This is a genomic window from Paenibacillus marinisediminis, assembly GCF_054343325.1.
Map to the genome: position 1 here is coordinate 397954 of NZ_JBTGUH010000001.1, position 12062 is coordinate 410015.

Annotated in this window: 7 protein-coding genes; 1 reads left to right on the top strand and 6 read right to left on the bottom strand. The window is 48.0% G+C overall.

The genetic code is table 11. From position 1 onward, the window contains the following. Nucleotides 1-521: 521 nt before the first annotated feature. The 6 genes from ACXX53_RS01890 to ACXX53_RS01915 all read right to left on the bottom strand — a co-directional run bounded on the left by ACXX53_RS01890 (nucleotide 522) and on the right by ACXX53_RS01915 (nucleotide 9529). Nucleotides 522-2234, bottom strand: a complete 1713-nt coding sequence (locus ACXX53_RS01890) for an ABC transporter substrate-binding protein (protein ID WP_458566900.1) — start codon at nucleotides 2232-2234, stop codon at nucleotides 522-524. Nucleotides 2235-2268: 34 nt separating this feature from the next. Continuing rightward, nucleotides 2269-3159 carry a carbohydrate ABC transporter permease gene (locus ACXX53_RS01895; protein ID WP_458566901.1) on the bottom strand — a complete coding sequence of 297 codons (891 nt, stop codon included), beginning with the start codon at nucleotides 3157-3159 and terminating at the stop codon, nucleotides 2269-2271. A 54-nt stretch (nucleotides 3160-3213) separates the two neighbouring features. Next, nucleotides 3214-4104, bottom strand: a complete 891-nt coding sequence (locus tag ACXX53_RS01900; RefSeq protein WP_458567653.1) for an ABC transporter permease — start codon at nucleotides 4102-4104, stop codon at nucleotides 3214-3216. A 324-nt stretch (nucleotides 4105-4428) separates the two neighbouring features. After that, the gene (locus ACXX53_RS01905) at nucleotides 4429-6801 is read right to left on the bottom strand and encodes an AraC family transcriptional regulator (protein WP_458566902.1); all 2373 of its coding nucleotides are present in this window, start codon (nucleotides 6799-6801) and stop codon (nucleotides 4429-4431) included. A 163-nt stretch (nucleotides 6802-6964) separates the two neighbouring features. Then, nucleotides 6965-8461, bottom strand: coding sequence for a leucyl aminopeptidase family protein (locus ACXX53_RS01910; RefSeq protein ID WP_458566903.1), 1497 nt, complete (start codon nucleotides 8459-8461; stop codon nucleotides 6965-6967). Between the two features lie 63 nt (nucleotides 8462-8524). Next, on the bottom strand, nucleotides 8525-9529 hold the full coding sequence (locus ACXX53_RS01915; protein WP_458566904.1) for an asparaginase: 1005 nt from the start codon (nucleotides 9527-9529) through the stop codon (nucleotides 8525-8527). Nucleotides 9530-9766: 237 nt separating this feature from the next. Between ACXX53_RS01915 and ACXX53_RS01920 the strand changes: the two genes are divergently transcribed. Continuing rightward, nucleotides 9767-12031 (top strand): helix-turn-helix domain-containing protein, encoded by a 2265-nt coding sequence (locus ACXX53_RS01920; RefSeq protein WP_458566905.1) that lies wholly within the window; start codon nucleotides 9767-9769, stop codon nucleotides 12029-12031. Nucleotides 12032-12062 lie beyond the last annotated feature (31 nt).

Consider the following 12062-nt stretch of genomic DNA (forward strand, 5'->3'; position numbering starts at 1 on the left):
AAGGTTGATGAGTCTAAAGAACTGAAGGGGATTTAATATTTTCGACAATTATCGATCTTTATTATGGAGAATCGAGATTATTTTTATTATAACAGGTAACGATTTAAAAGGAAGATATTCCGAATGAACCATTGTGATTTTTATTCAAAATAATAACCATTTTATTCAACTGTAAATGATTTATAGAACAAAACCTGTTATCTCGCGCGAGCCGGCCCATCTGTGCAGCGCCTCGTCACTGTAACATGGTTTTTCCCCGTTATCTCATCTAACCTGCGAGTTTCTACCGCTGTAACAGGGAAATAACCGGTTATCTCACGCGAACATCACCATCTCTGCAGTGCCTCTTCACTGTAACATGGTTTTTCTCCGTTATCTCATCTAACCTGCGAGTTCCTCCCGCTGTAACGGGGAAAAACTATAAATGTAAACTTAAAGATATACACTTTCGCCCAACGTAAAAACAAGGCGCACCCTTTCGAGCGCACCTTGTCATCAGTCTGTTATTCATGGTTCAGGTTTTATTTTCTAGCGTCTAACGCCTGTTGATAAATCTCTAAAAATCGAGGCAGATTCATGCTGTCAAGCGTCTGCAAGTAGGAGTCCCAATCCTTCTCAATATCTGCATCCCCGATCACAAACCGCGCCATCATCTCATCCACATAGTCATTGATTGTCTTCGATAGGTCGGAGAGCTCGGAAGATTCCTCATCCGTAAAGAACAGCTGCGGCATCGCCATGCTTGCATCCGGCCTGTATGGCTCGTAATTCTTCTTCGTTTCATTATATAGAATCACTTCGAGATTCGGCTTGCCATCATTAGGCGCAACTTCACCTAAGCGTAGGTCATTGGAACGATAAGTCGGACCTGTCTGCTCCCAGTGAATATTTTGAATCTGACCGTATTCCATTAATCTTGCCCATTTCGCTGGCTTGCCGTTGATACCGATCTCGCCTTCCTTAGCTGCGCGCCACTCCTGATCCGGACGACCGATGGTTGTACGCAGTGAAGTTTCCTCATCATAGAAGCCGTCTGCCCAGCGGAATGCAAGCTCAGGATCTTTGGCATTTTTCGTAATCAAGAACTTGCCCACGGAGTAACCGAACGGAGTATAGCCTGCGTACTGAACACCGTTTGGACCTTTCAAGGCTGGTACGGTCACATAATCCAACCAGCGCCCGCTCTCGCCCGCGATCTGTGTAAACATGCCCTGATGACCTCCAAGAGCAACGCCCAACAGAGGAACTTCGGCATTCTCGCCTAACTTGAGCAGCTGATCGCCATCCTGCGTGAATACTTGCGGATCAATTAATCCTTCGCTGTACAGCTTATTCAAATATTTCAAGCCCTCTTGCCACTCAGGCTTGTTATAGGATACCTGTACCTTGTTGTTTTCAATATACATATGGTAGCGCGATTCATTGAATACGGAGTTGTAGACGAATGCGTTCATGATGAATCCATCGATGGATGACAGCCACCCCTTACCGCGCGGCGCGCCGGAGAGCGGCACTTCATCCGGTTTGCCGTTGCCGTTTGGATCCTTCTCCTTGAACGCTTTCAGCACCGTATACAGCTCTTCTGTCGTAGTCGGCACCTGCAGATTCAGCTTATCCAGCCAAGGCTTATAGATCCACATCTTCTGCGCCATGGAGCAATGATAGCAATCATTGATTTCCGGAAGCGCATAGATGTTGCCGTCTGGAGCTGTGATCGAAGGCTTGATGACCTTATTCTCTTCAAATGCCTTCACGAGGTTCACACTGTACTTGTCGATATATTCGTTAAGCGGTAGGAACACACCTTGTTTGCCGTATATCATCTGCTGTGCAGGCGTCACTCCAAAGCCCATAATGACATCGGGATAATCGTTGGAAGCAAGCATCAGATTCAGCTTCTCCTGCGCGCTTTGCTCAGGCACGATCGTCCACTCTACTTTAACGTTTGTCTTCTCTTCATACCACTTCGTAAACTCGTTGGTCTCAAAATTTTCAACTAAGGAATTAGAAGGGATCATAACCTTTAACGTCACTTTTTCTTTGGAGAGCGGGAAAGTGCCTTTCTCAATCGGCGCTGCTGCTTCTTCCTTCTTCTCTTCACTCTTCACTTCTTGCTTCTCTTCCTTTACCGGCTGAACCTGCTCCGTTCCTTTATTGCTGGAGCATGCAGACATTAGTAATGCCGTACACATCAGTACAGCGAACAGACGCGTGAACCACAAACGTTTACGCATGTATAAGTTCCCCCTTCATCATAGCTACAGAATCTTAACCTTTAATGGAGCCGATCATGACACCTTTTACGAAGTATTTTTGGACAAAAGGATACACGGCCAGCAGAGGTGCAGAAGAAACAACAATAAGCGAATACTTTAATAATTCACGCAGACCTTGTCTGGCTGCTGCTAACTTCACATCGCCGAGCGTTTCTTGAGAGATTTGATTCTGAATCAGGATTTCACGCAGCACAAGCTGCAATGGAAACAACTTTTCTGTTTTTAAGAAGATCAGAGCATTAAAGTACTGGTTCCACATATCAACCCCGTAGAAGAGCGTGATGACTGCAATAATCGGACCAGACAACGGCAGTACGATACGCAAGAGGAATTTGAAATCATTGCAGCCGTCTATCTGCGCGGATTCCTGCAGCTCTTTCGGAATGCTAGTCCTGAAATAAGTCATCATGATCATGACATTCCAGACTGACAGCGCAGAAGGCACGACTAACGCCCAGATGCTATCCAGCATGCCGAGCTCGCGCACCAGCAAGTAGCTAGGAATAAGGCCCCCGCTAAACATCATGGTGAATACGAACATGAGATTGAAGAAGCCACGCCCCTTGAAGTCCCCTCGGGAAAGCGGGTAAGCAGCTAGTATCGTCATCACTAAGCTGATGATCGTTCCAAGCACAGTGTAAATGACTGAATTCTGCAGACTGATCCACACCATTCGATGGCGGAATATCGCCGCATAACCATCCGTAGAGAAGTCAACAGGCCAGAGCCAGACCTTTCCTGAGATGACGGCACTTGACGAGCTGAATGAAGCGCTTAACACATAGATTAAGGGGTACAGTACGATAATGAGAAACACACCGAGCAGCACATTATTGATCCAGTGGAACCAACGGTCACCTTTGGACGAAGCGAATGTGTCCATCTGCTCCCTCCTTTCGCGGCATATAGATGTTCATCACAAGGAACCGGATTGCACTTACCATAAGCTCTCTTGCCCTGTTTTTCGGGCCGCATAGTTCACTGTCATGAGCAGCAGGAGTGAGATCACAGATTTGAACAAGCCAATAGCTGTCGCATAGGAAAAATTCATAGCCTGAGATAACAGTCCAATCTTGTACAGATACGTATCTATCACTTCTGAAGTGCTTAAGTTTAACGGATTCTGCATCAGATAGATTTTCTCAAAGCCGGTTTCCAGCAGCTGACCTGTATTGAGAATCAACAGAATGATCGCAATCGGCAGAACTGCCGGCATATCAATATGCCAGATCCGTTTCACTCTGCCCGCTCCGTCTAATACCGCTGCTTCATGAAGAGCCGGATCAACGGTTGACAGCGCTGCCAAGTAAATGATGCACGAGAAGCCGATATGCTGCCATACGCCAGACCATACATAAATGGACTTAAAGTACTCCATTTTCCCCATAAAGTGAATCGGCTCTACACCAAACAGCCCAAGAAGCTGATTAATCATGCCAGCTCGCGGATCGAGCAGCTGCAGCAGAAGTCCAACGATAACGACCGTCGATATAAAATGAGGGGCATAGCTGACAAGCTGAACGGTGTTCTTGAACCATCGCAAGCGCACCGCATTCAAGCTCAAGGCAAGCATGATCGGCAGCGGCGTACTGACAACAAGGGAGTACAGGCTAATGAACAGCGTGTTCTTCATGATGCGCCAGAAGTCATGCGAGTTGAAGAATCGAAGAAAATGCTTCATACCCGCCCAATCACTTCCCCACAACCCTTTAACCGCGTTATAATCCTTGAATGCGATCTGAGCTCCGATCATAGGTCCGTACTTGAAGATGAGAATATACAGCAGCGGCAGCAAGAACAACGCATACAGCTGCCACGATCGCTTCATGTACGCACCGGCGCTCGCTAATTGCTGACGCGGCCTTACCCTTTGCTTCTCGGTAACAGGCCTTTCTTGCCGCGAGTAAGCCGGCATGTGCTGCACCTCCAATTCTGATGAACGAAATCGGCTGCTATTATAGAAGCAACATGCAAGAGATGATGACGACAACAGCATGCTGACGAATGTAATCGCATTCATGCTTGTTGACCATAAAACAAATGGTGCACGCCCTTCTATGGCCGTGCACCCATTATATAAGCAGGAGAAACCCGCGAAAATAAGCCGTTTTCATATCCTGTGCATTATTTAAGAAATAGCATTATTCCGTTTTTAGGGACTATGCATTTTTCGATATTCTGTAGCGCTAGTGCCGTGAACACGCTTGAATGCGCGACTGAATGAATTGAGTGAATTGTATCCAACCTGCTCCGCAATCGAAGTAAGCGGTGCACCGTTCTTCATCATTTCCTTGGCGGCAGATAGTCGAAAGCGCTCAACATAATCGAAGAAATTGATGCCGCACTGTTCTTTAAAGAAGGCGGACACATACGCTTCTGACACCTGCAGTTCATCTGCAATTGCGGTTAGCGATAACGACGGATCAGCTATGTGATCGTGAATATAACGCATCATCTCATCAAGCAGGTTCTCATTGCGACTGCGCTTTCTTTCATTAACCTCATGACATAAGTGGAATGCCTCCGCTTCAATGAGTCGGAACAGCTTCGTTAATCCACCGCCTGTCTTCATCAGCTGCTGCTGGAAGTGAACGGGATCTTGCTTCAATGGGATGTCTAGTGCAATGGACTGCTTCAAGAGTGTTGCATATACATCCATCAAGAGCCATTGCTTCATGACAGAGGATATCTCCAGCTTGCTCCAATTGTCAGTCCATATGGTCTGAAATAGTTGAGCCGTGTTATTCTCGTTTCCAGCACGGATCGCGTGTACGAGCCGCTGCTCGGTGTCCGCGCTGTAGGAGTACAGACTGTACAACAAAACAGATTGCTCATCCCACCATAGGATGGCCTTATCGGTTTCGCGCTCAGCTGATGCTGCCAGCTGTCTCGCCTGCTCTAGCGCACGCGGCACGTCGAGCCGTTCCGTTACGATGCCGCCGACGCTACAGATGAGCGTAACGTGCTGCTGCTTTAATCGTTCGCTGAGCTCGATCAGCGTAAGGCTAATGCCGCTGTCGAAGGCTTCATCAGCGGCGCCGCTGTCGGGCGTGCTCATATCGTAGAAGAGCAGCGCCACCTGATCTTGTTCGATATCGATTGCATCATATGGAACAAGACCGAAGCTTCCTGCTTCATCCAGCACTTGAAGCCGCTTCAGCTCCATCTCATGCAAGACGGATGGGCTCCAATCGTCACCGTGCCAGCCAAGCTGAAGCAAGGCCACTGCGTAGCGGCTCGCTCGCCGATCCAAGCCCGCATGTTCAAGCGAGGCTTGAAGCTGCTGGTCGGAGGCGTACCCGCCGCGCAGCCACTTGCCGAATACAGCAAGCCGCGCATATTCCTGCCGCTCGGCGAGCTTGCGGTTGAGCGTCTTGGTCGTTTCCAGCAGCTCGCTGTACACATCGCGCAGTGAAGTGAACACGTCCTTGCGCTTGCCTGGCAGACTCGGCTTCGTTAGCGGAAGCACATCCGCATACAGCCGTTCAAGCGGCCTGCTGTTCTTCCGTGAAAACCAATAGGCAAGCAGGAGAATAAGCGCAAGTGACAATCCGACGAGCGTGAAGGTCGTCTGCTTCATCTCCTCAACGCTCTTCAACACCTCCGCAGTAGGCTGTGCCGCAACAAACGTCCAGCCCGTCTTGGGTGATACGATCTGCGATACCAGCATTTCCTCTCCGACTACACGAGTTCTAAATTGCTCGCGCTCATTAGCTAGCTTGCTTATTAGCAATGCGGTTTCCTCTCTTGCTGGCAATGTGCCGCTAGAGCCGATTACTTGCTGATTCTCACCGACAATCTGAATCCACCCGCCATGCTGAACCGGCAGCAGCTTCTCAATCTCTTTGTGCGGGATAAGCGCAACGACTGCGCCTGGGTAGTAGCCTGGATAGCCTAACGATCTGACATAAGCGATCATCGGCTCTTTATTGATTCCATATTTCATTTCCACAGCGCCATAATAATCACGTGAATGGTAGGAGTTCAGAATCTTCTGTTCCCACTCATCCCGCGTCCAGCCTTCCACTTTCAACACATCATCATAAAATGTATCTATTAAATGCACTCGATCCGGCGATATGATCAGTCTGCTGTTCTTAAAAGCAATGAAGTAATCGAGCAGAAACTTATTGCTCGCACTATAATCACTTAGCGCTGAGCGCGTTGACATCACCTTAAACATGTTCGTGCCTTTGAACGGTTCGCGCACAACCTGAAAGCCTTTCACCTTTGGATGCTCGACCGTTTGCTGTACAATCGACTCCACCTCGTTCAAACGGGCATCCAGCAACACTTGGGCTTGCTGAAGCGTCTTGGCGTTTCGATTCAGCACCTCTTGCTCCAGCGCGTCGATGGTAGAATGATAAGCGAGCCAGCCCGTAAACAGTGTTAGCCCCAAGAACAACAGATACGGCAATAAGAAGCGCAGCCATATCCGGTCTATCCATTTGCGTTTCCAGGCTGCGCCGATCCGTTCGCTTATGTAACCGTTTCCATGATTGGTGGTGCGCTGCGGCTTTGACATGACTAGACCTCCTCTCGCCTGCTTCATCTGTTACTGCTAACACACTAGGTGTATACATATTTTAACATTTGATGAAGTGCTGTGATAGCTCCTGAATATCTTTACAAAAAAAGCGAATAACTTGTCAGTTATCCGCTTTACGAAGAGGTAATATGAGTATATTCTATTGCTGACTAGCTTGTTGGATCGCGTAATCAGCAAGCAAACGCGCGCCGTAACCGGATGCCCCCGCTTCCGCGTAGCCTACATCCGACTTGTACTGCGACGTCCCCGCCATGTCGATGTGAATCCACTTCATTCCTTCCGCTACGAAGCGGCGAATAAACAAAGCTGCGGTAATCGCGCCGGCAAGCGGCAATGAGCTCGTATTGTTGATGTCTGCATAATCGCTTCGCAAATAGGCTTCATACTCATCCATCAGCGGCATTGGCCACAGCCGTTCGCCGCATGCCTCACCGCACTGAACGAGACTGGCGCTCATATCCACATCACCCCATATGCCAGCGATGCCTAGTCCAAGCGCCGCGCCTACATTGCCTGTCAGCGTAGCGATATCGACTGCTTTAACAGCACCTAACGTTGCAGCGTGAAGCAGCGCATCCGCAAGGATCAGACGCCCCTCACCGTCCGTATTGCCGATCTGAACGCTCAAGCCGTTCGGATATCGGATAACAGCTGACGGCAGCACAGCCTTGGCGTCTGGAACATTTTCAACGACTGGAATCAACGCTGTAACATTCACCTTTGCTTCCATCGCGACTAGAATGTCCATTGCGCCGAGCACAGCCGCGGCGCCGCCCATATCCATACGCGCATCGCTTATATCCGAGCCGCTCTTCACGTTCATGCCGCCCATGTCAAAGGTAACACCTTTGCCGATCAAGGCCAACAGCGGCTTGCTCGGATCAGCGGCATAGCGCAGCTCGATCATGGCGGGTTCGTGGATGCTGCCCGCGCCGATCGTCTGAAGTCCGATCATCTGTCGCTCCTTCAGCTCCTCACCACGGTAGACATGTACTTGCACTGGTGTATCCTTGAACCGTTCGACGACTCGAGTCACCATTTCCGAAGGTACCAGCACGTTGGCAGGCTCGTTAACTAGATCACGAGCGAAAGAGTTTCCGCTGACTCGGATGTTCGCAATGCGCACCGCTTCATGCAATTGATCAGCCGTCCATTGCGGCCAATCAGTAGGATCCAGTATTAGCTTCACAGGAGCAGCCTGTTGGGAACGATACTGGCTGAATTGATACAATCCGAACAACCAGCCCTCCATCCATGCGTTCAACCAGGAGGTATCTGCCTGTTTAGCATCAGGACAAGCAGCGCCGGGCAGACAGCATACGAGTCTTACCGATTCTCGTCCTTCTCGTTGCGCAGTACGCGCAGCCTTGCCAGCCGCTCTCCTTACAGCTTCGCAGCTGCCGTCCGCTGCATATGAGCCCAAGTGCACGACGTACACGTCAGCTTCATCCTGCTTGCGGCTGCGATAGATCGTAACCTCTTCAGGCTTGCCAGCAGATGAAGAGCCTGATGATGCAGAGAATGGGTGCTGATCCTCACCAGTAATCGGCAGAACCAGCACCTCTTTGGATGAAATCGGATGCGAAGATGTTCCTATATGAATCATGTTAGTTTTAATCATGTTAGTTTTAATCATGTAATCGACAACCCTCTTTAATATCAACATTATTTATTGAACAGTGGAATGCATACTGATTTCCTATTCCCACTCGTATACCGCTTTGCGCATACCTACAATTCGACCGCCGTCATTGCGAATCTCATTTGGAACGAGCTTGCACAGACGATCAATCGTTTCTTGATTGTCATAACCGATGCGTTCCAATATGGTCGCGATAATGACAGGCCATACCGTCTCCGAGCCATCGGATACCTTCAGTGAGATTCCGATGCGCTCCTTGCGCAGGCCAATGCCGTACACTCCCTTGGCGCCGCCCTTAGCGGCAATGTTAGGATCCTTCAGCAATTCAGCGCATACAAACGCTGAGTCGGCGATCATCGTTGGATTCTCGTTCATCAGCTTTGCAATGTGCGACGCCGCTTCTCGGGTGCTTGCGTCTTCTATTAGATCTGGGCAAGCTAGCTTCAGATAAGCTGTGCCAATCGCGTGCAATGGCATCGCTTGAACGGGCAAGCCGCAGCCATCGACTCCTAATTCTATCTTCTCGCGTGGCACGCCTGCCAAGATTGATAGACCTTCTAGTATCTCCTGCTGAATAGGATGATCCGGCTCACTGTAAGTTGCTTCATCCCAACCTGCCAGCTTGCAGCACATAATCATTCCCATGTGCTTGCCTGAGCAATTATGGAACAGGCGGCGCTTATCTTCGCGATTGCGGTAGCGCTCTGCCTTCGCTTCTTCGTTCAGTGGATACGCTGCACCGCAGATAAGCTGCTCTTCACGAATTGCCGCCTTGCTCTTCATCGACTCAAGTGCATCAATATGATAAGCTTCGCCGCGATGAGAAGCAGCAAACAAGGAGGCTTCTTTTCCTGTTAAGCCGAAGGCTGCATCCACTCCACGCTTTATTGCCGGAAGCGCTTGGAACGGCTTAGCCGCCGAACGCAAGAACGTCATATGCTCTGGATCCCCGACATGGTGGATCACTTCGCCGCGATCATTTACGACACTGATTGCACCATAGTGCACATTTTCCAATACATCCGCACGATATTCATGAACCAGTACTTTAAAACCTTCCAATGCGCACACCTCTTTTATTTACTAGGTTTGCTGTCATGACAGCTCCCCCGTACATTTTAAATAATTCGAGGCTTACCGTTATCATTCCTTCTACTGAATTACCTGTAATTACCACTGTGAAAAAGTAACATTTTTCGCCAAAACCATATCACTTTTCGATAGAATATATAAGGATAACTATTTTTTATTGCGAGTAACATTTATATATTCTTCAAGGCTCATTAAGGAGGCTGTCAATTGAAATGGAACCGCTTTAAATCCAAAATATTGCTTAAGTACACGGTGTCATATCTTCTCATCTTTCTCGTTCCGCTGACCGTGGTGACGGTGACCGTCTTTAAGAACTCAGGGGATACGCTGCGTTCAGAAATCGAGCAGTCCAATCTGAATCAACTGACACAGGTTAAGATGTCCATCGATGAACGAATATCAAAGCTCAATGAAACAGCCGCCTTAATCTCATTCGACGAACAACTGACGCCGTATAATCTCCGAGACCCCTATTACAGCCGTGATGCCATAAAAGCATTAGATAGATATAGGGTAAACAATCCATCAGTAGAAGAAATATTTATATATATTCGAGGCGATGAAAATATCTACTCATCTCGGGGATTAACGAATACAAAGTCTTTATTTGAAGATACGTATCAATTTGAGAAATGGGCAGCCTCAGATCTGCTCCGAGAGCTGAACGAGGTCCAATATCCTTACTTGCGACCTGCGGAAAAAATGACTTCTTATTCTCGCGAGCAATCGTTGCTTGCCTATCTCGTACCTATAACACCGAATAGTCCGTATCCACATGCAACTGTCATGTACTTTGTAGATGAATCCTATTTGACAGGGCTGATGGATTCCATTTTGAACGATTTCACTGGAAACAGCTACATTTTCGATCAAAATGGGCAGATTCTTACTGAAAATAATCATGGCGATATATTGCCTGCAGAAGACCTTGAACAATTATCTGTACTTGAACCTGGTATTCACAGCTTGAAGCTGAACAATCGTATGCATTCGGTTGTTTCCGTACATTCTGAAGAGTTCGGTTGGACATATGTCACTGCGATGCCTAGCTTCCAATTTTACGACCGGATGATTCATGTGCAAACCTGGATTATCGCAATCTTCTTAATCGTTGTTCTGCTTGGCATCCCAATCGCTATCCGTGTTGCGAAGCAGCAGTACCACCCGCTTAAGGACTTGATGGAATTTGCGAAGCTAAATACGAATACAACCGTAGCGGATACAGTAAAATCACATAATGAATGGGATTGGATTCGGCAAACGATTAATGATTACAGCGCTCGTATCGATCTCCAAGAACCTTACGTTCGCAATCAATGCCTGATGCTGCTCCTCAAGCACGGCAAGCCGGATGATACCGAGATGGAGCAATTGATTCGTTCTCTCAAGCTCGAAGTGGACAATGGCCGTTACTTTGTCATCATGATGGCATGGGACACGCCTTCGGAGATATCTATGACGGATGAGGATCGCCAGCAAATCGCATCCATGCTGTATGAGCTTGAGCTGCCTACCCAGAAGGCGTATGCTTACGGCATTGAACAGTCTCATTCGGATCAGATCGCTATTATGATTAGCTTGGAACACGATCCCGAGCAGCCGCTTCCGCAGCGTAAAGAACAGATCGTCGAAACGATCAGAGCACTCGTGATGGAGAATTCGCATCTCATTCCTTCTATCGGAATCGGTACCAGCTATGATAAACTGGATGATCTGGTCGAATCCTACATTGAAGCTGCAACAGCATTGGAAATGCGAATCATCAGCGGCAATGGCAGTATCACTTATTTTGAGAAGCTAATTCATAATGCGGATGAGACGTATTGGATTCCGAAAAATGTACTGCTTAAACTTACACAAAGCTTGAAGCAAGGCAATGAAACGTTGGCCATTCATATGCTCGACACGATCATCCAAATGATACAGTCGCAAACGTTATCGGTAGCCCTCACTCGCTGCATATGCTTCGACCTGCTGAACACCATACTAAAAACGGCTTCAGAGCTCGATATGCACGATGTTGTAAATGATATTCCGAACATCACTTCTTTCGAATCGCTGACGGAATTGAAGCAGAAGCTTTCCTTATTAATGATGCAAATATGTGAGCAGTCCGTTCGCAAAACGGAAAGCGAACAGTATTCGCTAGTGGACGATATCGTCGCCTATATTGATCAATCGTATGCCGATTATACATTAAGCTTAGAACATGTTGCTCTTAAGTACTCCATCTCGACTTCTTACCTGAGCCGTACCTTTAAGGAACGGACAGGTTATAACTTTTCGCAATATATATGGAGGCGCCGTTTGGATGAGGTGATCCGTCTATTACTGACAACCAATGAACCACTGAAAGACATCATAACGCGTGTCGGATATCTGGATACACCGAATTTCATTCGTAAGTTCAAGAAGGAGACAGGCTATACACCAGGTCAATATCGGAAGCAATATTCTAAGCAAAATGAATAGCCGTATCTAAACCAAATCCCCGAGATAACCG

Coding starts and splice junctions, on each gene's coding strand:
- ACXX53_RS01890 (WP_458566900.1), bottom strand. CDS start 2,234: ATGCGTAAACGTTTGTGGTTCACGCGTCTGTTCGCTGTACTGATGTGT.
- ACXX53_RS01895 (WP_458566901.1), bottom strand. CDS start 3,159: ATGGACACATTCGCTTCGTCCAAAGGTGACCGTTGGTTCCACTGGATC.
- ACXX53_RS01900 (WP_458567653.1), bottom strand. CDS start 4,104: ATGAAGCGATCGTGGCAGCTGTATGCGTTGTTCTTGCTGCCGCTGCTG.
- ACXX53_RS01905 (WP_458566902.1), bottom strand. CDS start 6,801: ATGTCAAAGCCGCAGCGCACCACCAATCATGGAAACGGTTACATAAGC.
- ACXX53_RS01910 (WP_458566903.1), bottom strand. CDS start 8,461: ATGATTAAAACTAACATGATTAAAACTAACATGATTCATATAGGAACA.